At 53.4% G+C, this 23,771-nt stretch carries 21 protein-coding genes; 13 read left to right on the top strand and 8 right to left on the bottom strand.

The features are described 5' to 3' along the window. Window positions 1-27 precede the first annotated feature (27 nt). The 7 genes from HA51_RS02840 (at window position 28) to HA51_RS02810 (ending at window position 7,381) form a co-directional block, all read left to right on the top strand. On the top strand, window positions 28-1,068 hold the full coding sequence (locus tag HA51_RS02840) for a sugar ABC transporter substrate-binding protein (RefSeq protein WP_084931763.1): 1,041 nt from the start codon (window positions 28-30) through the stop codon (window positions 1,066-1,068). A 16-nt stretch (window positions 1,069-1,084) separates the two neighbouring features. Continuing rightward, window positions 1,085-2,587, top strand: a complete 1,503-nt coding sequence (locus HA51_RS02835; RefSeq protein ID WP_084931762.1) for a sugar ABC transporter ATP-binding protein — start codon at window positions 1,085-1,087, stop codon at window positions 2,585-2,587. A 33-nt stretch (window positions 2,588-2,620) separates the two neighbouring features. After that, a complete protein-coding gene (locus HA51_RS02830) occupies window positions 2,621-3,592 on the top strand; it encodes an ABC transporter permease (RefSeq protein ID WP_084931761.1) in 972 nt (323 codons plus the stop codon). Beyond that, on the top strand, window positions 3,592-4,449 hold the full coding sequence (locus HA51_RS02825) for a MurR/RpiR family transcriptional regulator (protein ID WP_084931760.1): 858 nt from the start codon (window positions 3,592-3,594) through the stop codon (window positions 4,447-4,449). Before HA51_RS02830 ends, HA51_RS02825 begins: the two co-directional genes overlap by 1 nt. Before the next feature lie 2 nt (window positions 4,450-4,451). Then, a complete protein-coding gene (locus HA51_RS02820; protein ID WP_084931759.1) occupies window positions 4,452-5,315 on the top strand; it encodes a PfkB family carbohydrate kinase in 864 nt (287 codons plus the stop codon). 180 nt (window positions 5,316-5,495) lie between these two features. Next, a complete protein-coding gene (locus tag HA51_RS02815; protein WP_084931758.1) occupies window positions 5,496-6,266 on the top strand; it encodes an ABC transporter substrate-binding protein in 771 nt (256 codons plus the stop codon). A gap of 26 nt (window positions 6,267-6,292) precedes the next feature. After that, a complete protein-coding gene (locus HA51_RS02810) occupies window positions 6,293-7,381 on the top strand; it encodes a DUF2817 domain-containing protein (protein WP_084931757.1) in 1,089 nt (362 codons plus the stop codon). Here HA51_RS02810 and HA51_RS02805 read toward each other — a convergent pair. Beyond that, complete coding sequence (locus HA51_RS02805; RefSeq protein ID WP_084931756.1) at window positions 7,366-8,136, bottom strand: HalD/BesD family halogenase; 771 nt, start codon at window positions 8,134-8,136, stop codon at window positions 7,366-7,368. The two genes, HA51_RS02810 and HA51_RS02805, sit on opposite strands and share 16 nt — an antisense overlap. A 98-nt stretch (window positions 8,137-8,234) precedes the next feature. Between HA51_RS02805 and HA51_RS02800 the strand changes: the two genes are divergently transcribed. The 4 genes from HA51_RS02800 to HA51_RS02785 all read left to right on the top strand — a co-directional run bounded on the left by HA51_RS02800 (window position 8,235) and on the right by HA51_RS02785 (window position 11,835). After that, window positions 8,235-9,137, top strand: coding sequence for a LysR substrate-binding domain-containing protein (locus HA51_RS02800; protein WP_084931755.1), 903 nt, complete (start codon window positions 8,235-8,237; stop codon window positions 9,135-9,137). A gap of 78 nt (window positions 9,138-9,215) precedes the next feature. Beyond that, the gene (locus HA51_RS02795; RefSeq protein ID WP_084931754.1) at window positions 9,216-10,514 is read left to right on the top strand and encodes an SLC13 family permease; all 1,299 of its coding nucleotides are present in this window, start codon (window positions 9,216-9,218) and stop codon (window positions 10,512-10,514) included. A gap of 21 nt (window positions 10,515-10,535) precedes the next feature. Next, window positions 10,536-11,393 carry an AraC family transcriptional regulator gene (locus HA51_RS02790; RefSeq protein WP_084931753.1) on the top strand — a complete coding sequence of 286 codons (858 nt, stop codon included), beginning with the start codon at window positions 10,536-10,538 and terminating at the stop codon, window positions 11,391-11,393. 34 nt (window positions 11,394-11,427) lie between these two features. Then, window positions 11,428-11,835: a DUF2000 family protein gene (locus HA51_RS02785; RefSeq protein WP_084931752.1), complete on the top strand. Its 408-nt coding sequence runs from the start codon at window positions 11,428-11,430 to the stop codon at window positions 11,833-11,835. Between the two features lie 312 nt (window positions 11,836-12,147). Here the strand turns inward: HA51_RS02785 and HA51_RS02780 are convergent, their stop codons facing one another. Continuing rightward, the gene (locus tag HA51_RS02780; protein WP_084931751.1) at window positions 12,148-13,500 is read right to left on the bottom strand and encodes an amidase; all 1,353 of its coding nucleotides are present in this window, start codon (window positions 13,498-13,500) and stop codon (window positions 12,148-12,150) included. Between the two features lie 4 nt (window positions 13,501-13,504). Then, complete coding sequence (locus HA51_RS02775) at window positions 13,505-14,326, bottom strand: MBL fold metallo-hydrolase (RefSeq protein WP_084931750.1); 822 nt, start codon at window positions 14,324-14,326, stop codon at window positions 13,505-13,507. A 130-nt stretch (window positions 14,327-14,456) separates the two neighbouring features. Here HA51_RS02775 and HA51_RS02770 point away from each other — a divergent pair, with 130 nt between their 5' ends. Then, the gene (locus tag HA51_RS02770) at window positions 14,457-15,335 is read left to right on the top strand and encodes a LysR family transcriptional regulator (RefSeq protein ID WP_342744868.1); all 879 of its coding nucleotides are present in this window, start codon (window positions 14,457-14,459) and stop codon (window positions 15,333-15,335) included. 187 nt (window positions 15,336-15,522) lie between these two features. Here HA51_RS02770 and HA51_RS02765 read toward each other — a convergent pair whose 3' ends face one another. Further along, window positions 15,523-16,203 (bottom strand): SDR family NAD(P)-dependent oxidoreductase, encoded by a 681-nt coding sequence (locus HA51_RS02765; protein ID WP_084931748.1) that lies wholly within the window; start codon window positions 16,201-16,203, stop codon window positions 15,523-15,525. A 132-nt stretch (window positions 16,204-16,335) separates the two neighbouring features. On the opposite strand from HA51_RS02765, the gene HA51_RS02760 reads away from it, so the two are divergent. After that, a complete protein-coding gene (locus tag HA51_RS02760; protein WP_084931747.1) occupies window positions 16,336-17,241 on the top strand; it encodes a LysR family transcriptional regulator in 906 nt (301 codons plus the stop codon). On the opposite strand, the gene HA51_RS02755 is transcribed toward HA51_RS02760, so the two are convergent. The 4 genes from HA51_RS02755 to HA51_RS02740 all read right to left on the bottom strand — a co-directional run bounded on the left by HA51_RS02755 (window position 17,230) and on the right by HA51_RS02740 (window position 23,627). After that, the gene (locus tag HA51_RS02755; RefSeq protein WP_084931746.1) at window positions 17,230-18,270 is read right to left on the bottom strand and encodes an ABC transporter ATP-binding protein; all 1,041 of its coding nucleotides are present in this window, start codon (window positions 18,268-18,270) and stop codon (window positions 17,230-17,232) included. The genes HA51_RS02760 and HA51_RS02755 overlap by 12 nt on opposite strands. A 10-nt stretch (window positions 18,271-18,280) precedes the next feature. Next, window positions 18,281-20,044 (bottom strand): ABC transporter permease subunit, encoded by a 1,764-nt coding sequence (locus HA51_RS02750; RefSeq protein WP_084931745.1) that lies wholly within the window; start codon window positions 20,042-20,044, stop codon window positions 18,281-18,283. 43 nt (window positions 20,045-20,087) lie between these two features. Then, complete coding sequence (locus HA51_RS02745) at window positions 20,088-21,188, bottom strand: ABC transporter substrate-binding protein (RefSeq protein WP_084931744.1); 1,101 nt, start codon at window positions 21,186-21,188, stop codon at window positions 20,088-20,090. Between the two features lie 72 nt (window positions 21,189-21,260). Further along, window positions 21,261-23,627 carry a glycoside hydrolase family 3 C-terminal domain-containing protein gene (locus HA51_RS02740; protein WP_084931743.1) on the bottom strand — a complete coding sequence of 789 codons (2,367 nt, stop codon included), beginning with the start codon at window positions 23,625-23,627 and terminating at the stop codon, window positions 21,261-21,263. Window positions 23,628-23,771: the final 144 nt, after the last annotated feature.

The raw sequence follows: 23,771 nt of genomic DNA, 5'->3' as shown, positions 1-23,771 counted from the left end.
AAATAAAACGATAAAAAGGCTACCACCATGAAAAAGCTCTTACTCTCTGTCCTGACATCCGCATTGCTGTGTTCCAGCGTTCATGCAGCTCAGCTGGCCCCCCTGAAATCTGACTCAGAGCCAGACCGCACCGACTGGACGCAACTCGAAAGCAAATACGGCCCGATGCCTAAGGTTGATAGCAAGCTGAAAATTGGCGGCGTGTCGAAAACCTTGACCAATGAGTATTGGCGCTCATTGGGCGAGGGTTATCAGAACATCGCGAAGAAATATGGTTTCACCGTTGCTTATCAGGCTGCTGCCAATGAAGACGATCAAATGGGCCAGTTGTCCATTGCAGAAACCCTGATTGCGCAGGGTTTTACTGGTTTGCTGGTGTCACCTCAGACCGATATCAACCTTGAGCCTGCATTGGAAAGCGCCAGCAGCAAAGGCATTCCGGTGGTGAACGTCAACGATGCCGTGGTGCCAAGCGCCCAGTACTACGTCGGTAACGTGCAGAAAGACAACGGCGTGCGCGTCGCCAAATGGTTTATCCAGCACTATCCGCAGGGCGGCAAAGTGGCGGTGATTGAAGGCCAGCCGGGCGTATATGCTGCCGGACAGCGCACCGCGGGCTTTAAAGAGACCCTGCAGGCCAATGGCAAATTCAACATTGTCGCCAGCATACCTGCCAACTGGAGCCGCGAGCAGGCCTTTAACGCCGCATCGACCATTCTACAGCAACATCCGGATCTGATTGGTTTCTACGCCAACAACGACACCATGGCGCTTGGCGTGGTGGAAGCGGTGCGTTCACTGAACAAAGGTAAGCAGACCGCAGTATTTGGTACCGATGGTATCTCTGATGCCTATGCTTCTATCAAGCGCGGTGAACTGACCGGCACGGTCGATAGCTTCCCGATACTGACCGGTGAAGTGGCGATGGAAGTGATGTTGCGTCTGGTGAACGGGCAGAAGTTATCGCGCGTGATTGCAACGCCACAAGCGTTGATCACTAAAGAGAATGCAGATGCCTTCTCCACCAAAGACAACGATAAATTACGCCAGTTGCTGGCACAGCAGTAAGACAGGCGGAGAGCGTATGGAACAGTATCGCTTAATGATGCGCGGCATCACGAAAACCTACGGTAGCGCCATCGCGCTGCAAGATGTGGACTTTATGGTGCGGCCGGGCGAAGTGCATGCTCTGATCGGTGAGAATGGCGCAGGCAAATCAACCTTGCTGAACATTCTCTCCGGCGTGCGCCCGGCGGATAGCGGTGCTATCCACGTAAATGGCGAGCAGGTGCAGATGAAAAATCCACTCAGTGCGCGTCATGCGGGCATTGCGATGATTCATCAGGAGTTGCAGCATGTTCCTGAGCTCTCTGTTGCCCAGAATATGTTTCTGGGCCGCCCACTGACCACCCTGAACGGTTTGTTTGTGGATAAGCGTGCGCAGTTAGCGCGGGCCACGCATATCCTGAAGCAGTTGGATCCCAGCATCAATCCCGCTGAGCCAATCAAGAACCTTAAGGTGTCGCAGCAGCAGATCGTGGAGATTGCGCGTGCGTTGTTGGACGAGGCGAAAATCATCGCTATGGATGAGCCGACATCCAGCCTGACGCCGCGCGAGTTTGAACGTCTGGCGGAGTTGATCGCTGATTTGAAATCCACCGGCGTCTCATTGATTTACGTGTCACACAAAATGAATGAAATCTTCCAGGTGTGCGATCGTGCCACCATCATGCGTGATGGACGTCAGGTCGGTGTGGTGAACATTTGTGATGAAACTGAAGAGACCATTGTGGCGAAGATGGTGGGGCGCAAAATCGATAAACAAGCGCACCAGTCATGGGCTACCGATCGTAAAGTACTGCAGGTTGAGAATGTGGCACGCGGAACGGAAATCAAACCCGCCAGTTTTAGCGTCTGCGCGGGTGAAGTGCTGGGCGTGGCGGGTCTGGTCGGCGCAGGCCGTACCGAATTGCTCAAACTGATTGCCGGTATCGACAAACGTAGCGCGGGTGAAGTACGCGTTAATGGTCAGTTAGTGCGCAATCACAACGTCAGCGCGGCAATTCGTGCCGGTATTGGTCTGGTGCCGGAAGATCGTAAGAAAGAGGGCATCATCAAAGCGCGTGCGGTGAAAGTGAATATGGCGCTGCCGTCGATGCGTAACTTCACGCTCGCCGGCGTCATCCGTAAAGTGAAACTGAATGCCGTCGCGCAAGAGGTGATGTCAGATTTAAAACTGCGTCCACTCAATATTGAAAAACCCATTGGCACATTGAGCGGGGGTAACCAGCAAAAAGTGATCATTGGTCGATGGGTGGCAGCAGATGCTGAAGTGTTTTTATTTGATGAGCCAACCCGGGGAATTGATATTGGGGCCAAAGCTGAAATTTATAATCTCATTGAGAAATTGGCCCAGCAAGGCAAAGCGATTGTCGTCGTATCGTCAGAGATGACAGAAATTTTACGTGTTTCCGACCGTGTGCTGGTGATGCGCGAAGGAAAAATTACGCGTGAATTAACAGGTGATGACATTACCGAAGAGAATATCGCACGCTTTGCCATAAACGATATTAAAGAAGCCGTCTAGCACTTAATCTGCACTCCATAAATAGGCATAACTATGATGACGCAAACAAACACACAACCAGCGGCTGCGCCGTCGGCAAAATTTAAATTAAATCTTCGCGATGCCGGTACGTTAATCGGGCTGTTAATTATCGTGGTGACATTTTCATTTTTGTCACCGGTATTTTTTACCGTGCCAAACTTGCTGAATATTTTACAGCAATCTTCCATTAATGCGCTGATTGCATTGGGGATGACGTTGGTGATTATCTCCGGCGGTATTGACTTATCGGTCGGACCTACCGCAGCGCTCTCTGCGGTATTAGGTGCAACCCTGATGGTAGCCGGTGTGCCGGTACCGGTAGCGATTCTTGCCACGCTGGGCATCGGTGCCTTGTGTGGGGTGTTCAGCGGGATGTTGGTGGCCTATGCAGGACTGCAACCGTTTATCGTCACGCTGGGTGGACTTTCGCTGTTCCGCGCCATTGCGCTGATTTATACCGGTGGTAATCCAGTGTTTGGCATACCGATGGAGTTTCGCAGCATTATTAACAGTGATGTGTTTGGTATTCCGACTCCGATCATTATTGTTGCGGTAATCGCGCTGGTGCTGTGGCTGGTGATGAATAAAACACCTTTGGGCGAATATATTTTGGCGGTGGGCGGTAATGAAGAGGCGGCACGTGTCGCCGGTGTGCCGGTCAAACGCACTAAGGTCACTGTGTTCATCATCTCCGGCACCTTAGCCTCACTGGCATCGCTGATTCTGATTGGGCGCTTAGGGGCGGCTGAACCGACTATCGGTAATTTATGGGAACTGGACGCGATTGCCGCAGCAGCGATTGGCGGTGCCTCACTGATGGGCGGTAAAGGCAGTATTGTCGGCACCATTATCGGTGCCATCATTCTCGGTGCATTACGTAATGGCTTGACTCTGTTGAATATTCAGGCCTTTTATCAATTGCTTGCCACTGGCCTAATCATTATCATAGCGATGTTGATTGACCGGGCGACAAGAGGCAGGTAATGAAGCAAGATCCGCGAGCCATTGGCGCTCAAATTCGTATGCGATTACCACAGCTGACGCCGCTGGAGCGGCGTGTTGCAGAGGCCATCATCGCCAGAACGGACATTAGTGAACAGACTTCGCTGCAAGAAATTGCCGAAGAGAATAATGTGTCGCAGGCGATGATTGTGAAAATTACGAAAAAGCTCAACTTCACAGGCTTTCGTAATTTTCGCACTGGACTGATTTATTATAATCAATCTGAAGTGGCGGGCTTGCATGCGGAAATTGAGCCGGACGACTCGTCGGAACAATTACTGGCTAAAGTATTCAGAACTTCAATTCAGGCGATTGAAGAATCATTATCGATTCTGGATGTTTCTGAGTTTAATCGTGCTGCCGATATTTTATTTAAAGCGCGCCATATCGATCTTTATGCGGTGGGTGGTTCGGCCACAGTGGCGCGCGATTTGTCGCACAAGTTGCTGAAGATCGGGATTAAGTCCACACCGTATGACGATGCTCACATTATGCTGATGTCAGCGGCCGTGTTATCCGATGATGATGTGGTGATCGCCATCAGTCATTCAGGGGCGACACGTGCTGTAAACGATCCGATTAAACTGGCAGCACGAAATGGTGCAAAAATTATTGCTATTACCAACTATGCCGAGTCGCCTATTGCGCGCAATGCGCATGTGGTATTGACATCAACCTCTCAGGGATCGCATCTGCTTGGGGAAAATGCGGCTGCACGTATCGCGCAATTAAATATTCTCGATGCGCTGTTTGTGGCAATCGCCAAAAAAGATCTAAAGCTGGCGGAAAAGAATCTGATGAAAACCCAGCGTGCGGTTCAGGATCTGCGGGACTTTTAATCATGAAGAATATTATCGTCGCCGGTAGCCTGCATTACGACATTATGCTGGCGGCCCACCATCGTCCGGAAAAAGGCGAAACCGTGATGGGTAGCGGCTGTAGTTATAAATTTGGTGGTAAAGGTGGCAATCAGGCGGTGGCGGCAGCCCGCGCAGGTGCCGCGGTGCGTTTTATTGGCGCGATAGGTGCCGATGCGCAAGGCGAATTTCTGCTCACGGCGCTGCGTGGTGCAGGCGTTAACACCGATGCGGTGATGATGCATCCTGATGTGCCATCGGGAATGAGTGTGGCGATCAGCGACGCAGAGGGCGATTACGGTGCTGTTGTGGTATCCAACGCGAATCTGCACATAAATGTCACTGCACTGCCTGATGAGCTGTGGCAGGACGCAGCTTTGTTGGTGTTACAAAATGAAGTGCCCGCCAGCGTGAACCTGCAATTGGCGCAGCAAGCGAGGCAAAAGGGCATTGCGGTCTGCATCAATGCTGCACCGGCGCGTGAAATTGAGAAGTCGCTGGCGGACTGCGTTGATTTACTGGTTGTGAATGCGGTTGAAGCGCGCGACATGTGCAACATCGAGGTCACTGATTTGGCGTCTGCAGAGCGCGCGGCGCAAAAACTGGCGGAAGATTTCGCCCAGGTGATTGTGACGGCAGGTGAACATGGCCTTGCCGTGTGCCAGTCGGGTGAACCCGTGCAGAGCCTGTCTGCTATCCCAGTGACACTGATCAGTACTCATGGTGCAGGCGACTGTTTTGTCGGTGTGCTCAGCCAGGCATTGGTCTCCGGTTGCTCGCTAATTGAAGCGGCAACCAAAGCCAATCAGGCAGCAGCCGAGCATGTTTCTCGTCCTACCATCGCTTAACAGATAAAGCATTATTCCCGGCATTAAGATTCTCTTACTGCCGGAGATAAAATTCCTTAACTCCTTCTCTTTTATAAGAATTCACTCTACATAAATCCGCTTTTTAAGTGGTGGTAATCTATCCGCCATGTTATTAACTCTGCATGCCGTTTTGACTTTACCTGCCTGCTGGAGATAACAATGAAAAAGAGTTTGTCCTTCGCCCTTATGCTTTCACTCGGTGCTTTCAGTTCTCTCTCTTTTGCTGAGCAGACGCTGCGTTTTGGCGTTGATCCGACATTCCCACCGTTTGAATCCAAGGCCAGTGATGGGTCGCTGCAGGGATTTGATATCGATCTCGGCAACGCCATCTGCGCTCAGGCGAAAGTGAAATGTCAGTGGGTGCAGATTGGCTTTGATGGCAGTATTCCGGCACTGCAGGCGAAGAAGTTTGATGCGATCCTATCGGCGATGTCGATGACCGAAAAACGCCGTGAGCAGGTGGATTTCAGCAATATGCTGTATATCACGCCCAGCGCACTGTTAACGCCAAAGAGCAGCACGTTGACGGAAGAGATAAGTTCGCTGCGCGGCAAGAACATTGGCGTGGCGCAGGGCACCATTCAGGAAACTTACGCCAAAGCGAAGTGGGCGGCGCAAGGCGTGAATGTGGTGTCGTATCCGAATCAAATGGAAATCTATCCAGACCTGGTGGCCGGGCGTCTTGATGGCACGTTGGCGAATGCGGTGTCCGCCGATCAGGGCTTCCTGAATACGCCGGAAGGCAAGGATTACGTCATTAAAGCGACGCTGGTGGATAAAGAACTGCTGGGTAATGGCGTAGGGATTGGCTTACGTAAAGGCGACACCGTGCATCTGAAGTTGATCAATGATGCGCTGGCAGAGTTGCACAACAACGGCACCTACGACCAGCTGGCGAAGAAGTATTTTAAATTTAAGGTGTACCCATAGTCGCTTCATAAATGACAGGAAATTCCATGCCTGCTCTGCCGCATTACACGTCACAACGTGCCCGTTTTGTCGCCGCTGTCGAACGTCAAAACGGGACGTTAACCTCGTACAAACATCCACTCACGGGCCCACAAGGTGAACCACTGTTCACCGATGTCGCCGTAGTGGGCAATCCTCACGCCAGCAAACTGATGTTAGTGATCTCAGGCACGCACGGCGTGGAGGGTTATTACGGTTCCGACAGCCAGATTGAGTGGCTCAATCGCTTCAACCTTACCGCGTTGCCGGATGACACCGCGATCGTGTTGCTACATCTGCTGAACCCTTGGGGTGCGGCTCATCTGCGGCGAGTGAATGAAGACAATATCGACCTCAACCGTAACTTTATCAATTTCAGTCAACCCGCACCGGCTAACCCGGACTATGCTGCCTGGCATGGGATCTACCAAGGTGAGCGTGCTAAAGCTGACCAACTATTGGAGGAGACGCTCAAGGGGGCGGGCTGGTCAGCGATGAAGCGGGTAGTTGAGGCGGGCCAATACCAGTTTGCCGATGGCTTTTTCTATGGCGGACAGCAGCCGAGTTGGTCTTACATCACCATGCAAAGCATTATCAAGACGCACTTATCGCACGCCACCACCATTCTAAGCTTTGACTTGCACACTGGCGCGGGCGCATGGGGCCATCCGATGTTGCTGTCGATTACCGAACAGCCGGTTGCCGCGCATCAGTGGGGCACAACAGTGTATGGCGAATGGCTGACGTTGCTGTTCACCGGCGCAGGGCGAGCCAGTGAAACCGGCGTCACCGCCACCGCCACGGGATATCTCTCGCAATTTCTGCTGGAATCATTGCCCGATACCCACATCTTGCCGTTAGTGGTGGAGTGCGGCACTTATCCGGGTGAGGAAATGCACCGTCGTGTGAGAGATGACCATTGGCTGCATTTGCAGGGTGACCCCGCCAGTGATGAGGGGCAAAATCTCAAACAGCAGCTAGTGGAAGGGTTCTGGCCCGCAGACCGCGACTGGCGCGGTCTGGTGGCATTTCGTACCCAGCAGATTTTTACGCGGGCCTGGAAAGGGTTACTGGGCGTGGATCACAAGCGTCCATAAAATGTCATGCGGGCGGTCTCTGACAATGCAATGCCCGGTTGGGTGTTGTATGCCAACACCGCCAGCATTCGCGTGATGTCGCCTTCTGTCGGCGTCACGCGGTGCATTGAGTTGCGACCACGGAACAGCACTAAGTCTCCGGCTTCAATCGCTAACGCATCCACCGGCTGTCGTTGATCCAGCACCGCAGCCACGCCATCAAAGTTCATTTCGCCGGCATCTGCGTCGCGCAGATCCTTCACATATTGGAACACACCACCCGCTTGTGGTTTCTGCACCAGCAGGGTGATAGCGAAGGACGAGTTATCAAAGTGCCAACCGAGTTCCTGCCCATCGGGCGCGTAATGGAGGTTGATGGATGAAAGCGGATCGGCATAAGGATAAAGCGCGGTTTCACCCAGCACATCGCACAGGAAGCTTTTAAACAGTTCGTCGATGTAAAGCTCTCGCAGCGGTGAATTATCGCCAATCACATCATCAGTGATACAGCCTTTGGTACTGATGACATCGCGGTTGCGAGGATGATCGCTGCTGTAAGCCTCATCCTTTTTCATCAAATACACGTTGTGTTTGCTGCGTGTGTGATAGGCCAGATGGCGCTGCGCATCACCTTCCGCAATGATGGCTTGCAGTGCGGCAGGTTGCAGAAACTGCTTCAGCACTAAGGCACCGTGCAGGTTGAGCTGTTCGCGGCAATCGCGTCGCCAGTCGGCATCGGCCAGCGGGTGTATATCGAAACGGATCAAAGCAGACATAGCAGCAGTTCTCATCATTACAGGTGTATAAACAGGGTAACTCGCTGATAAATTAGTGCGTAACGATATAAATTTAACGACCTGCTAAGGAAACCTTAATGCCCGTTCAGTCACCGCGGTTACCTAAAATTAGCGTCATCCAGTCATTCAAGGTTGCAGCGGAACTGGGCAGTCTGGCAAAGGCGGCGGCACAACTGGCGCTGACGCCTGCGGCGGTCAGTCAGCAAATCCGCCAGTTAGAAGAGCAACTCGGCAGCGCGCTGTTTGTGCGTACGCAAAGTGGTGTGATGCTGACAGAGACCGGCAAAGAGTATCTGCGCTACGTGACCGAGGCGTTTGATATCCTTCATCTTGGCCAGCAGAACCTGCGCCATGTTGCTGCCATGCCCAAGCTCACGCTTTATTCATTGCCTGCGCTGGCCTCGAAGTGGTTATTGCCCAACATCGCGCAGTGGCGTAAGCACTGCCCGGATATCGATTTGTCACTGCACGGCACTCACGCGCAGGTGGATTTTAACGCCACACCAGCGGATTTTGTCATCTGCTTTGGTGAGGATCGCTATCCGCAGCTTGATAAACAGCGCCTGTTCCTGGATGAAGTCCTGCCGGTCGCCAGTCCTGCGCTGTTGCAGCGCTACTCTGCCGGTAGCGTGCTGGAACAGGCCCCACTGATTCATCTCGACTGGGGCAATGAGGGGCGCTTCCTGCCTGACTGGCGCAGCTGGTTCCAAGCCAAAGGGTTGTCAGAACCCCCAGCGCAACCGGCATTTAGCTTCAATCTCACTTCACTCGCGATTGATGCAGCCGTCTCCGGTGCGGGTTTGCTGTTGGGGCAAAAAAGGTTGATTAGCGCAGAACTGGCGCGCGGCGATCTGGTGGTGGTGGATGCGCTTAGCCTGCCACTTAGTAAGCCTTACTTCCTGGCGTGGCCGCAGCGGTCGCGCAGCCAGCCGGGCAGCGAAGCCTTGATAAACTGGCTAGGGCAACTGGCAAACTGTTAACTGATGCAGCGTAGTGCTGTCAGGATTGCACTATGCTTATCGGCTTTGTGAACGGTTCAACGAAAGGGAGTTCAGCCCGTGACCTCAGATGCGCATTTCTGGCTCACCACGGCGGTGGTCGGCATGACGATTTTGCTGTGGGCGAGTGCGCGATTGCCGGAATACCTCACCGCGCTGCTGTTTTTTGCTGCGGCGACCTTACTCAATGTTGTTCCCACCAGCACGATTTTTAGCGGCTTTGCCTCTTCGGCGTTCTGGCTGGTATTGAGCGGTTTTGTCCTTGGCGCCGCGATTCGCAAAGTCGGTCTGGCGCAGCGCTGGGCTAACTGGTTGGTGGTGCCGCTCAGTCAAAGCTGGCCGCGTATGGTGGCGGGAACGATTGTACTGACTTATTTGCTGGCGCTGATTATGCCCTCCAACATGGGACGCATTGCCCTGCTGATGCCGGTGGTGCTGGCGCTGGGTGAGCGCGCAGGTATTAAAGCAGGTAGCCAAGGCAGTATTGGTCTGGCATTAGCGGTGGGATTTGGCACTTTCCAGCTGTCGGCCAGCATCTTACCCGCCAATGTGCCCAATCTGGTGTTGAGCGGTGCCGCTGAAAGTGCCTATCAGCTGCATCTACAGTGGTTACCTTGGTGGCTGCTACATATGCCGGTGGTGGGCATCGGCAAAGCAGTGGTGCTCACGGGGTGCTTGTTGTTTCTGTTTCGTGCCCAGCCGCAGCCGGTTAAGCATCGGGACACGCTAGCGCCGTTGAGTGGCAGCGAATGGCGTCTCATGGGTTTGCTTGCCGTCACGTTACTGCTGTGGATGACCGACAGCGTTCACGGATTATCTGCGGCGTGGATCGGTCTGGCCGCGGCCTGCATTTGCCTGCTGCCCCGCGTGGGTTTTCTCTCGGGTGATGACTTTGCCACAGGCGTTAATTTCCGTACCTGTATCTATATCGCCGGTATCCTCGGGGTGGCGACGTTGGTGGTGGATTCAGGATTAGGGCGGCTGATTGCCAATGCGTTACTCAGCGTGTTGCCGCTGCAGGATCATCCCTCGTTTGGGAATTTTGCGGTGCTCAGCGCGTTAGTCTCGTTACTTAACTTTGTTCTCACGGCCAATGGCGTCCCGGCGATGGTCACGCCCATGGCACAGGAACTGGCTAATGCTTCGGGTTTCTCATTACTGAGCGTCATTATGCTGCAGGTCTTTGCCTATGCAACGCCGTTGCTGCCTTACCAGGCTTCGCCCGTGGTGGTAGCAATGGGTTTGGGGAACGTACCGGCAAAAGCAGGACTCAAGCTCTGCGTATTGGTATTTATCTTCAGCGTTCTGCTGCTGTTACCACTGGATTATGGCTGGTTCCGACTGTTAGGCTATGTCTGAATTCCCCTTGAGACCAAAGCCATGTCCGCCAATAATGATTGGGTCGATTTTCGTCGCGATGACGAAACCGGTATCGAAAGCGTCAACGCGCATTTTCGCGGACACGCTTACGATCCGCACGATCATGACGAGCTATTGGTGGGCGTGACTCAGCAAGGTTTGCAACGCTTCAACTGCCATCGCTCACTGCATACCAGCACACCCGGTCGTGCGATTCTGATTGAACCAGGCGCGGTGCACGATGGTCACGCGCCTGACGCCGAAGGATTCACCTACGTGATGCTGTATCTGCCCCAGCATTGGGTGGCAGAAATGATGCAGCGACGCGGGCTGGGTGATGTGGCCAATATTGAAGGCGCGTTTCGCCACACGCTGACCGATGATGCGCTGCTCGCCAGTGCGATTCAGCAAGCCTGGTGCACCTTGCACCACAACGAAGGGCGGCTGGCCCGCGATCAGAGCCTCGATCATCTGCTCACCATGCTGTCACGTCATCTTGATACTAAACCCAGCCACCAGAACGTTTCAGCGTTGCAACAAATGCAGCTGATGCGTGACTATCTGCACGATTTTATGGCGCAGGATATCGGCTTGGATGAGCTGTCTCGCCTGGCAGGCATCGATCGCTTCAAGCTGACGCGTCAGTTTAAGCAAGCCTTCGGACAGTCACCGCATGCCTATTTGGTCCGGTTGCGACTGCGCAGCGCGCGGGTGTTACTGGCGCAGGGCATTGAACCGGTGCAGGTGGCTGCACAAGTGGGATTTGCCGATCAAAGCCACTTGGGCCGTTGGTTCCAGCGAGCCTATCGCATGACACCCGCTTCCTACCAACGGCAGTGCACAAACGTTCTATATTCCCCACCTGCCGCTCTTGCATGATGAGGTTTTCGATCTCACTGGAGAGTAGTTGCAGATGTTTGATACTAAAATCGCCCTGATTGTTCGTGATGATTTAGCGACCTGGCAGCGCCTGAATGTGGTGGCGTTTCTTGCCACCGGCATCGCGTCTGCCGCCCCCGAGATGATGGGTGAACCTTATGTGGATGCGCACGGGCGTCAATACGGCAACATGGCCGGTCAGCCGATGCTGGTATTCGCCGGGGATTTAACGGGTTTGCAACGTGCGCACCGTCAGGGGCTGGAGCGTGAGTTGACGTTGATCCCGTACGTGGAAGCGATGTTCTCCACCGGGCATGATGCAGCCAACCGCGAAGTGTTTATGGCGGAAGACGCCGATAACCTCAATCTGGTGGGTATTGCGATTCGCGGCCCGAAGAAGGCGGTGGATAAGGCGATTAAGTGCTTGTCGTTGCACGCGTAAAGTCGGTTGCTAGCAATGGTGTATTACTTGTCACTTAAGTACGTTTCGGCCGTTATCATTGGCGTGTTACTTGTCACTTAAGTGCGTGTCGGTCGTCATCACTGACGTAATACTTGTCACTTAAGCGCGTTTCGGTCGCCATCACTGGCGTAATACTCGTCACTTATGCGCGTTTCGGTCACCATGAATGGCGACCCTACACTGTCCGGTGCGGTTTTCGTAGGGTACGCATTCATGCGTACCGGGTTAAATACGCACTCATTGGCTGAATTGAGCGGCATTACGCCTACAATCACGACCCGTTTAAAGTCATTATTTCCCTGCTGGGCGCACATTGATGCACATCTCGATCGCCTCCGCGGCCCGCAGCAATAAATCCTCTCGCCCACGCAGTGCCAGCAACTCGACACCAATCGGCATCCCGTCGTCACTTAATCCGGCAGGGATGCTGATGGCTGGCGCACCCGTTACCGCAGACACCAGCGCATTACTGCCGTCCTGCAGTTCGCCATGTTCTACCGGCGGGCGACGGACCACGGGGTAGGCCAGCAAATTAATATTGTGCTGCGTAAACATCGCTTCCAGCTGGTGATAGAGATCGTGCTGGCGTTGCTGCACCACAGCATAGCCTTCGCTGTGGGTGCCGGGATGCGCCGCACGTGTCTTGAACACCGTGGTCAACTGAGGATGATAAAGTTCAGACGCGGCAATCTCCTGCAGGGTGTGGAACTGCGCACGTGGCTTATCGGCTAAATACCCGGCCAGTGCTTCTGCGAATTCATAACCGATAATATTGGCGTCACTGGCTAAAGTTTCCAGATGCGGCCAACTGACGAGCACCGGTTCAAAGCCAGCAACTGCGGCCTGCACCGCTTGATTGATCTCAGTTTCATCGGCAGCAAACCCTTCCTGCCAGATGCCAATCCGCAGCGCTTCCCCTGCTACCGCAAAACGTTGACCGCTTAAGATTTCACTGACAAGGCGGAGATCGTCGGCGCTACGCACCAGCGGACCGGGAATATCTTGGGTTGGCGAAAGTGGCACAATGCCGTCGGTGCTCAGTGCGCCACGCGTCATGCGTAAGCCAAGCAAACCATTAAAGGCAGCGGGAATACGGACTGAGCCTGCTGTGTCACTGCCAATAGCAAGCGGCACATACCCGGCAGCCACCGCCACCGCTGAGCCACTGCTTGAACCGCCCGGAGAGCGACCCTCACGCCAGGCGTTATGCGTAAAGCCCGTTAACGAAGAAGCGCCGGTAATCCCTGCCGCTAATTCATGCATCGCGGTTTTACCGATGAGGATCGCGCCCTGTTTGCGTAGGGTGGTGACCAGCGGCGCATCAACATTGGCGATGACATCGCGCAGCAGCACAGAACCGGCGCTGGTGGGCCAACCTTTCACCTCAACGTTGTCTTTGATCAGCACCGGAATGCCCGCCAGTTGGCCTAAAGCCTCACCGCGCTGGCGAGACGCGTCACTGGCATCCGCTGCCGCTAAAGCTCCATCGGCAAACAACCACGTGATGGCGTTGTAGCGCGGCTGATCCACCTCCGCAATACGTTGCAGCGCGTACTCTGTCAGTTGGCGTGCGGTGGTTTCGCCGCCTTGCAGTGCCTGTTGTAAGTCGCTGAGTGACGCAATGAGATAGTCAGCGTATTGCATTCAGTTAATCCTCCAGTTGAATCCATTGCCCGTCGCGCCCAACGCGGCCATACGAGCTGCTGTGAAAATGAGAACTGAACCAGATTGCCTGATGTTGCCTGCACCAGTCTATAACCTGTTTGCGGGAAGTGATAGCGAGGGGTAAATCCTCACAAAACAGCGAGTTCCAGTGTGGATGCTCAAACTGAACCGGATGGTGCATCACATCACCGGCAAAAATTGCCGACTGGCCGCCGTTTTCCAACACTATCGAAGCATGGTCAATGCTATGTCCGGGTGTGGCGATATAACGCAATGCCCCCGCAAAGAGCGGTGAATTCTCGACGTCAATCGTCTCCAGTTGGCCGCGCTCAATCAATGGCAAAATGCTGTCACGATAGAGCTCTTGCAGGGCGGGGTCTTGCTGGCACTGTTTTAACTCTTTCGCCGAGCAAATATATCGCGCGTTGGGAAACATCGGTTGCCACTGACCCTTGTGCCAATGGGTGTTCCAACCCACGTGGTCGGTGTGAATGTGCGTCATCAGCACCAGAGTGACTGCCGCAGGATCAACATCCGCGCGCGCCAGGTTTTCGGCATAAGGGGTGTTTAATTGGTGGAACAGCGGTTTGTTATCGCGGTTACGCCCATTGCCCGTCGCGGTGTCGATCACCACCAAGTGATCGCCCGAACGCACTATCCAACTGTGAATAGAGACTGCCGCAGGCTCGGCGGCGAAAGCATCGTTCATCTCTGCTCGATGGGCCGGATAGAGCGCGCCAAAAGGAAAGGCGCCGGTTTGTTCAGTGACTTTTTCAATCAGGTAATCGCCTACGCGGATTTTCATCGTGGTTCCCCTTTACTTTCATGACTTCAATTGGGAAATCACTATACTGATGCGAACTTAATTAATTAAATCGATTAAAATTATTCTGCCCATCAATGAAAATGATTTTTCTAAAATCGATCTCAATCTGGTGATCGTACTGCTGGTGATGTTCGAGGTGCGTAGCGTGACGTTGGCGGCCAACCGACTGTACCTTGGGCAACCTGCCGTGAGCGCCGCGTTGAAACGGCTGCGTGAGATGTTCGGCGATGCGCTGTTTGTACGGACTTCTCAGGGCATGACGCCAACGCCCCGCGCGGAACAGCTGGTGCGGCAATTTACGCCGCTGGTACAGGATCTGCACCGGGTGATCTTCACGCCAAAGGCTTTCGATGCGCAGCACGATAGCCGTACCTTTCGCATCGGTATGAGCGATTGGCTGGAACAGTGGTTGATGCCTGAGTTACTGGCTGAGTTGGCGACGACGGCACCCAATGTTGAAGTTAAAGTGGTTGCCGCCGATCCCTGGCAAGCCATTCCGTTGATGGAGCAGCAGCAGGCGGATGTGGTCGTGACGGTAGGGGATGAAGTTAGTCGCGATTTGACGCGCGAGAAAATTGCCCGCGCGGGGTTTAGTACGTTGTGGAGCCAACAGCAAATTGCCGTTAAAAAGCTGACGCTGGAGGAGTTTGTGCGCCATGACCATGCGTTGGTGTCCTATCGTGGTGCCAGTGAGAGTGCGATGGACCGCGAGTTGCTGCGACAGGGAAAAGCCCGGCACGTGCGCTATGTGACACCACATTTCTCTAGCTTGCCGCTGCTATTAAAGCAGTTGCCGCTATTTGCCACGGTGCCGCAGGGATTGGTGGATCCATGGCGCGAGCACTATGATCTGCAGGCCGCGCCGGTGCCGGTGAAGATGCCGGATTATGAGCTTTCACTGCTGTGGCACAATGCGCAGCAAGACGATCCCGCGAACCGCTGGTTACGGGATCGGTTGCGCAGTTTGTTGCATACTAAAGCGCGATAAATCGTGCCGCTGCAGCAATGTGATGAGGCGCAACTCGGCGCACCCACATCTCAAGACCGCGCCCTACACACGCTGATGACTACGGTTATTGAGTAGAGGCGGCCCAGATCTAATACGATCATTAGCAGGTACGTGTTCTATAGCGGTGCAATTTATTTATTGCGCGTCCATCCAGCCGTGGTCAAACTCACCACGGCACCACTCGACCCAAATAATCCAGGTAATGCAGCCCTGTGCGTCCGACGTAAGTTTCCATGGTGTTCAGCAGGTTGGGGATACTCTCGTCAATGGTCAGGCGCGCTTCGGGACCGCCCATATCCGTCTGTACCCAACCTGGTGCCATCAATAACAGCGTACGTTCGTCAGGGTTGCGTGCGGCAAAACTGCGCATAAACATATTCAAGGCTGCCTTACTACCGCGATACACCTCGTAGTTGCCGTTAGTGTTATTAGTAATACTGCCTTGTCCCGAAGACATCACGGCGATGGTGCCAGCAGGAGTGATGCAATCTTTGAAGGTTTCAATCACCCGCAGCGGACTCAGTGCGTTAGTCACCATCACCCGCGTGAATTCCTCGGTTGAGACGTCGGCGATGGTTTCGCTGTCATCATTTTTTACCCCGGCATTCACGAACAGCATGTCAAATTGCTCGCTGCCAAGCCGTTGATGCAGGGCGTTGACCTGCTGAGGCTCGGTGATGTCTACGCTCTCCACTGTGAGCTGTTGCGGATAGCGTATCGCCAGGTGATCCAGCTGGCCCGAGGAGTGGGCGCGGCCAGTTGCTACCACCTGATAACCACGCTGCAGCATATTTTCTGCCAGTGCATACCCCAGTCCGCGTGATGCGCCAATCAGTAATATTTTCATAAAATGCGTCTCCAGTTACGTTGTGAGAAAAGTCTAGCGCGGGAAGAGAGTGGGCGGAACGCGCAGCATTTGCAGTGATAACCTGCACCAAACGGCTTGTTATATGACGCACCATCGAGCAGGATGGTAACCATGAATGATACCGATCTAAATTTGCTTATCGCCCTGGATGCACTGCTGATTGAAGGCAGTGTGGTGGGGGCTGCGCGTCGGCTTAATCTGAGTGAATCGGCAATGAGTCGCACCCTCGGGCGATTACGTACCGCCACCGGCGATGCGCTGCTAGTGCGTGCAGGTCGCGCGATGGTGCTAACGCCCTATGCGGAAGCGATGCGTGAGCGCACTCATCACACGCTGCGTGACGCGCGTGCGGTGCTAAGCCCCGATGCCGAAATACTCGATCTGGCGCAACTGGATCGCCGTTTCATCCTTCGTACTAATGAAGGCTTTGTTGAAGCCTTTGGCAGCCAACTTATCGCCGCTGTTGCCTTGCAAGCACCGAATGTGCAGTTAATTTTCGTTGGGAAACCGGAGAAGGGCGATCGCGATCTGCGCGCGGGAAGTATCGATCTTGAGATCGGTGTACTCGGTAATATGGGACCGGAAATTCGCCTACAGGCCTTATTCCGTGACAGATTTATCGGCGTGGTCCGTGCGGGACATCCGTTGGCTCAGCATGTGGATATCCGTCAACTGGCGGCATTTGGACATATTGTCGCCTCGCGCCGGGCGGAACAGGGTGGGCCGATTCATGATGCGATTGAGCAGGCAGGGCTGAACAGAAAAGTCGTGGTGGTGGTGCCCGCCTTTTCCACGGCGGTGGCGCTGGCGATTGAGTCCGATTACGTCGCACTGGTGCCGCGCTCGCTGGTACAACATCATCCACTGCTCAAAAACAATCCATTAATAACCCACTTCGAATTGCCGTTTGCCACACCTGAAGTGACGGTGTCACAATTTTGGCATCCTCGCTTAGAGAACGATGCCGCGCACTGTTGGCTGCGCGGCGTGATAAAAGAAATGTGTTCAGGCAGATAACAGACGTGCGTTTGATGTCTGCCAGTTGAGTGAGACGACATCGCCTATCGCCCCCACTGAAGCAAGGTTACTACGCACGATGAAGCGCTCACCATCTTGCAGAGTCACCACTAAACGCGTTTCTGAACCGGCATAAATACGCTCGCTGATTTTGCCGTGCAGGAGTGCGTCGCTGGATGAACATAACTGAATATGTTCCGGGCGGATGACTAATGCTCCCGCCGCCATTGCACAGCTGTTGGAGGGCAGGTCAAAAACACCCTGTGAAGTGACCAGATTGCCCTGACGAATTTCGCCTCGCAGAATGTTGGACAGACCAATAAACTCGGCAACAAAGGTTGATTCTGGCTGCTGATAGATGTTCTCTGGTGTGCCAATCTGCGCAATTTTCCCCTCATTCATCAGGCAAATGCGATCCGACAGTGCCAGTGCTTCTTCCTGATCGTGGGTAACGAAGATAATCGTCGCACCTGATTCACGGTGAATGCGTTTGATCTCCATTTGCATGGTTTCTCGCAGCTTGCGATCTAACGCTCCCAGCGGTTCATCCATCAGAATAACGCTCGGCTGATAGACCAGACAACGCGCCAGTGCCACGCGCTGTTGTTGCCCACCAGACAAAGCTCGCGGGAAACGTTTCGCAGCGTGGCCTAGCTCCACCATTTCCAACGCTGCCTTCACCTTACGAGCAATTTCAGCAGCAGGCATACGACGCATACGCAGCGGGAAACCAACATTCTCTTCCAGCGTCAAATGCGGGAACAGCGCGTAGTTTTGAAACACCACGCCAATATCACGTTGGTGAACGGGTGTATGCGTTTCATCACGATCATCAATCATTAAACGCCCGGATGTGGGGGCAGTAAGACCGCTGATTATCTGTAAAAGCGTGGTCTTTCCCGAGCCAGATGGCCCGAGTAGCGTCAGTAATTCGCCGGTTTGCACTGACAGATCGAGGTCATGCAGGACGCTGGTTTGACCGTATATTTTGCCGATTTTCTCAGCCTGTAATTTAATATCTGAATGCATGATCAATTCCTTACAAGGCTTCAGCTTTTCGGCGCGAACGTTCCGCCACAATAAATAACAGTGTCACAATGGTGAGGATAATCACCGAAGCGGCAGCAAGAGTTGGCGTAACCGAAAGCAGTACATCGTCCCACATCTGTTTTGGTAACGTCTGCTTCACACCGCCACCGACAAACAGCGCCACGGTCAATTCTTCAAACGAATTGAGGAAGCCAAAGATGAAGGCCGCGACCATACTACTTTTTATCAGCGGTAACGTAATCTCCCAAATCACCTGTAGCCGGTTAGCGCCCAATGTCCCCGCCGCTTGGTCAAGTCGCCAATCGTAATTTTTAAATGTGGTCAAAATGATGATAAACACCACCGGAATCGCCATCACAGTGTGACCGAGGATGATGCCCAAGTTGCTGCCGACCAGACCGAAGTTGGCAAACAGATAGAACAGTGCCACCGCGGTGACAATGTTCGGCACAATCATCGGGAGCAGGAAGGTCATCACGACTAAACTGCCACTTTTGCCCTGATGACGGGCCAGACCAAAGGCGGCTGTGGTGGCAATCAGAACAGCCAGCAATGCGGTCACTAAAGCGATGCCGAAGGATCGTGCTGTTGCGCCCGTCCAGATAGGGGATGCCAGATAGGTTTGCATCCAACGCAACGAGAAGCCTGGTGGCGGAAACTGCAGGAAGCTGGAACTGCTGAACGCCATTGGCAGGAAAGAGACCACGGGCAAAATAAGCACAGCAATAGTTAACACGCTAAATAGCGTCAATAACCAGCCGAAGCGTGGTTTACCCGGTATCAGACTCAGCAAAGTGCCGATTGCATCACTTATACGCGCCAGCAGACTAATCAGCGCGTAGCCTATTGCACGAATGCGAGGATTGCTGGCATGGCCTTCTCCCCCGGCAATCGACGACATGCCAAACAGCTTGTCGTAGCAGAAACAAACCAGCAGGGTCACCACCAACAGTAGCATGGCAATCGCCCCCGCCAGTCGCCAGTTGAGCAATTGTTGTACCTGCGTGATCAACAGTTGGCCAATCACCGAATCCTGCGGGCTGCCGAGTAGCGCTGGTGTAATGAAGAAGCCGAGCGAGCCGATGAATATCAACAGACAAGCAGCAACCAGACCTGGCATGGAGAGCGGGAAGAAAATACGCCAGAATGCCTGCGGACGCGATGCACCCAGCGTGTGGCTGGCGGGCATCAGGCGATTATCGATACTCGTCATGGTTGGCAGCATAGTAATGATTGCCAGCGGCAACATGCTGTGGACCATGGCAAATACCACTACTCCGCGCGTGTAAAGCACATTCAGTGGTTGATCCGCGCCCAATCCCATTAAGATTTCCGATAAAATACCACGCCGAGACAGAAGCACCATCCACGCGAAGTTTTTCAACAGAGCACTCGTCCAGAATGGCAACAAGATCAGCCACATCAGGCGACGGCGTGTGATTTCACCGCGCTGTGCCAGCCAGTAAGCGACCGGATAGGCGATGAGTAAACAGACTAGGGTCGTTTGCAGTGCAATGATGAAAGTGTTGATTGTCACTTTGACGTAAATGCCTGCGCCAAACATCTGACTCCACACATCCAGTGAGAAGTGCCCCTCGCTGTCTTGGAAGCTCAACAGCATTAACTTCAGGGTGGGCCAGGCAAGAAAGATGGCCAGAAACAGCAAACCTGGCGCGGTCAGCCATAGAGGGTGCAGCGTAAGGCGCTTGCGCCCAGTTTTGTTACTGGGCTTTGATGTAGCAAATTCACTCAAAAAGAAATCCTCCAGCGAGAGAGGGCCGAAGCCCCCTTGCGGATCAACTCATTACCCATTTTTCGAAGCGTTCCGTCAGTGCTAACTGATTTTCGCCCCAGTAATCTGCGCCCAGTAGTGCTAACTGGCCAATATGATCAGGCGCGGTTGGCAGCAGTGTGGCTTTCTTCTTATCAATGAAATCGTAGGCTTTCACGTTGGTTGGACCACAAGCCAAATCCTCGGTAAAGACTGACTGGCGTTTGGCATCCATACAGAACTGAATAAACTTACGCGCAGCTTCGACTTTCGGGCTGCCGTGCGGAATGGTGAACCCATCGATGTTATACAGGCCCTGATCCCAGGCGATAGCCGCTGGCGTGCCAGCATCAATTGCTGTTTGCGCGCGAGAACTCCAGATACTCAGCATATCCAGTTCGCCGCTCTGCAATAATTGTGTAGCCTGGGCACCGCCCGTCCACCACACATCAATGCTTTTGCGGATTTTATCGAGGCTGCGGAACGCACGGTCTACATCGAGTGGGTAGAGATTTTTGGGATCAACTCCATCTGCCATTAACGCCACTTCCAGCGTGCAGATGGGACTACGCCACAAGCCGCGACGCCCTTTGAAGTTCTCGGTATTCCAGAAGTCGACCCAATTCTTCGGCGCTTTATCTCCAGAGAAGGCATCAAGGCGATAGCCCAGTGCCAGCGCGAAGATACTGACGCCGCCAAATTGTTTGGTTATCGAGCCTTTTACGTAATTCTCAGGGTCTGGCACGGTAACGTTGATATCTTCTAAATAGGGTTTGCCGAGTTTGTTGAGACGCACCAGATGTTCCGGGTTGAGCAGCGCGACATCGAACAGATAGTTTTTGGTATCAACCATCATCTGGAACTGTGGCACGGGATCGGGACCGAGCACGGTATTGATGATTTTGATGCCCGTTGCCTCTTCAAATGGTTTATAAAATGCTTTGCTGAAGCCAGTGCCATAAGGACCGCCAACATCTGCCACTGTCAAGGTGGTGACCTCAGCTGCCTGTGCCGTGCGTGATGACATCAGCAACGGTGCAACAGAAGCCACCGCCGCTGCACTCAGGCCGAGTTTTAGCGCATCACGGCGCGTGTACTGGCCTTTAATCTCAGTCAGTTTACTCATTAGAACCCTCTGCATAGCCTTGTTTTTATAAGATGCCCGTCTTAAAGCGGGCGATTACCTGGTGTTGGTGCGTTATTCACTTTCTGCCTGAAGAATTGCGGCATTGGTTTCAGCGATAAGTTGATCAATCGCTTGCTGGTCAAATCGCTGACGGAAGCGCCTGTCAAAGGTGGTGATCAAACCAAAGAAGGAGTTAGCGCAGTGATCAAGCATACGGTCTGCATCTGGCTCTGAAATGTTGAGCTGCTGCTGCAAGAAGCGATTGAAATGCTGGCGTGCTATCGGATTTTCCAGAACAAATACGGGTTGAGTATCACGAGCGACTAAACGATAACGTGCTACTTTATTTAACGCGGTGACGCTAACCTGCACCGGGAGCTCACGTGAATGCCCACCTACACAGAGGTCAATCTCGCCTTCTTCTAATACCCACTGTTGACGTGCCGTGTCGTAATAGCGCAGGTCTTCAACCGGCAGGTTAAAACTGATGCGGCGTGATTCACCTGGCTGCAGTTCGGTTTTGCTGAAAGCGCGCAACTCTTTTAACGGACGTTTGAGGCGTGAGTGGCGATAATGGCTGTAAAGCTGGCTGATTTCTTTGCCAGCCACATTACCGGTGTTGGTCAGGGTGAAGCTCACCGTCAGCGATTCACCGCATTTAATGTTGGCGCGGTCCACGGTGATATCGCTGTAAGCGAAAGTGGTGTAACTCAGTCCAAAACCAAAGGGGAAAAGTGGTGCGAGGTTACGCACATCATACCAGCGATAACCGACGAAAATGCCTTCACTATAAAGATGGCGGCCATTCTCACCCGGATAGCTGTGCCAGCCAGGAATATCTTCGATCTGCTGTGGGAAGGTGACAGTCAACTTACCGCTCGGGTTTACAACACCAAAAAGCACGTCAGCTAAACCGCCCCCCATTGCCTGGCCGGCATAGAATGTTTCAACAACGGCTGCAACCTGATTCAACCATGGCATCACCACCGCATCTGGATTTGCAAGAACCACAATCACATTATTGTTAACCGCTGCCAGTGCGCTGATGAGCTCATCTTGGCCCGCCTGCAGATTCAGTGTGCGGCGATCGGAACCTTCTCCGTCATAACCATCTTCACTGTTAGCAAATACCACCACGCGATCCACTTCACGAGCTGCCATGCAGGCTTCGTCACGCAACCGTTGGGCTTGGCTGGCATCGATAGAGTCGCCTTGACACCAGTTGAGCTGAATACCGTCTGCCAGTTTTTCTAACTCATTCCAGGGAATATCGACCTGCGTAGGTAGTGTGGTGGCGCAGCCTGATCCTTGAATCACCGGTTTTTTTGCACCTTCTCCGACCACAAGCACATGTGCACCGCTATGGCGTTTGAGTGGTAGAACCTGACGGTCGTTTTTCAGCAGCACGATTGATTCCGCAACCATGTGGCGCGCTAATGCGTGATGTTCAGTGTGATCAACTTTTGTTTCGCGCTTCTCACCGTGAATGGCGCGTTGCACCATCTCCAGTACGCGTACCGCTGAAATTTCAGCCTGCTCACGCGATACTTCGCCGCGCTCAAGTGCGGCCGTCAGCGCTGCTTTACGGGTTTCGCTCTCAGGCATATCGAGATCGTTACCCGCCAGAAGCGACTGTGGACGATTTTTGATGCCGTGCCAGTCAGCGACCACGACACCATCAAAGCCCCAATCGTGACGTAGTACGTCAGTGAGCAACCAGCTGTCTTCAGCCGTTTGTGTACCATTCAGACGGTTATAAGAACTCATCACTGTCCATGGGCGGGACTGCTTAATCGCCCGCTCAAAGCCGCGTAAATAGATTTCACGTAGCGCTCGCTCGTCTACCAGCGAATCCATGCTGGTGCGTTCAATCTCCGAATTGTTGCAGGCGAAGTGTTTCAGTGACGAACCCACACCTTGCTGCTGCAGTCCGTTAATCACCCCTGTGGCAATTTCACCAGAAATCAGTGGATCTTCTGAATAGTATTCGTAACTGCGACCGCCTAACGGCGTACGACGGATATTGATGCCAGGGCCGAGCAGCAGGTGTACCCCCATCATTTGGCATTCGCGACCCAAGGCATCGCCTAGCGTCTGCGCCAAACCCGCATCCCAGCTACAGGCAAAGCTTGAGCCATTCGGAAAGCAGGTTGCGGGTTTCATGGTACCCCAAGCCACTTCGACATCTTTAGCGCGCTGGTTCACCACATTGAGGAAGCCAGCAAAGTCCTGCCCGCCTTTTTCATCATCATCGATCTGCTGAATAGAGTAACGCACACCGTATGTGCCGTCCGTCATCACCATGCGCGGTATGCCTAAACGTTCATTTGACTCTGTTTTCCACATACCATGGCCGCTGAGAATATCGCTCAATTCGGCGGGTGACATGGCTTTAGCCAGAGAGAGAAACTCTCCATTTTCGAACAGGTTTGCAGGCATTATTGTTATTCCACAGTAAGAAGGATGTGACCGACTGTTATCAAGATGTCGGACACTATGGCGGCAGTAGAGAGCACGAAGCAATTATTAAATTGTTGGCCTTTAAATTAAAAAAAACTATCCAACAATGAATGACGAATGATT

It is taken from the genome of Pantoea rwandensis (assembly GCF_002095475.1).
GTDB lineage: Bacteria > Pseudomonadota > Gammaproteobacteria > Enterobacterales > Enterobacteriaceae > Pantoea > Pantoea rwandensis.
The sequence above is the reverse complement of the archived record's forward strand: the minus strand, read 5'-3'. Positions and strand labels throughout refer to the sequence as shown.

Bases quoted from the DNA above. Each gene is read 5' to 3' on its own strand.
- HA51_RS02840 (WP_084931763.1), top strand. From the start codon at position 28: ATGAAAAAGCTCTTACTCTCTGTCCTGACATCCGCATTGCTGTGTTCC.
- HA51_RS02835 (WP_084931762.1), top strand. From the start codon at position 1,085: ATGGAACAGTATCGCTTAATGATGCGCGGCATCACGAAAACCTACGGT.
- HA51_RS02830 (WP_084931761.1), top strand. From the start codon at position 2,621: ATGATGACGCAAACAAACACACAACCAGCGGCTGCGCCGTCGGCAAAA.
- HA51_RS02825 (WP_084931760.1), top strand. From the start codon at position 3,592: ATGAAGCAAGATCCGCGAGCCATTGGCGCTCAAATTCGTATGCGATTA.
- HA51_RS02820 (WP_084931759.1), top strand. From the start codon at position 4,452: ATGAAGAATATTATCGTCGCCGGTAGCCTGCATTACGACATTATGCTG.
- HA51_RS02815 (WP_084931758.1), top strand. From the start codon at position 5,496: ATGAAAAAGAGTTTGTCCTTCGCCCTTATGCTTTCACTCGGTGCTTTC.
- HA51_RS02810 (WP_084931757.1), top strand. From the start codon at position 6,293: ATGCCTGCTCTGCCGCATTACACGTCACAACGTGCCCGTTTTGTCGCC.
- HA51_RS02805 (WP_084931756.1), bottom strand. From the start codon at position 8,136: ATGTCTGCTTTGATCCGTTTCGATATACACCCGCTGGCCGATGCCGAC.
- HA51_RS02800 (WP_084931755.1), top strand. From the start codon at position 8,235: ATGCCCGTTCAGTCACCGCGGTTACCTAAAATTAGCGTCATCCAGTCA.
- HA51_RS02790 (WP_084931753.1), top strand. From the start codon at position 10,536: ATGTCCGCCAATAATGATTGGGTCGATTTTCGTCGCGATGACGAAACC.
- HA51_RS02785 (WP_084931752.1), top strand. From the start codon at position 11,428: ATGTTTGATACTAAAATCGCCCTGATTGTTCGTGATGATTTAGCGACC.
- HA51_RS02780 (WP_084931751.1), bottom strand. From the start codon at position 13,500: ATGCAATACGCTGACTATCTCATTGCGTCACTCAGCGACTTACAACAG.
- HA51_RS02775 (WP_084931750.1), bottom strand. From the start codon at position 14,326: ATGAAAATCCGCGTAGGCGATTACCTGATTGAAAAAGTCACTGAACAA.
- HA51_RS02765 (WP_084931748.1), bottom strand. From the start codon at position 16,203: ATGAAAATATTACTGATTGGCGCATCACGCGGACTGGGGTATGCACTG.
- HA51_RS02760 (WP_084931747.1), top strand. From the start codon at position 16,336: ATGAATGATACCGATCTAAATTTGCTTATCGCCCTGGATGCACTGCTG.
- HA51_RS02755 (WP_084931746.1), bottom strand. From the start codon at position 18,270: ATGCATTCAGATATTAAATTACAGGCTGAGAAAATCGGCAAAATATAC.
- HA51_RS02745 (WP_084931744.1), bottom strand. From the start codon at position 21,188: ATGAGTAAACTGACTGAGATTAAAGGCCAGTACACGCGCCGTGATGCG.
- HA51_RS02740 (WP_084931743.1), bottom strand. From the start codon at position 23,627: ATGCCTGCAAACCTGTTCGAAAATGGAGAGTTTCTCTCTCTGGCTAAA.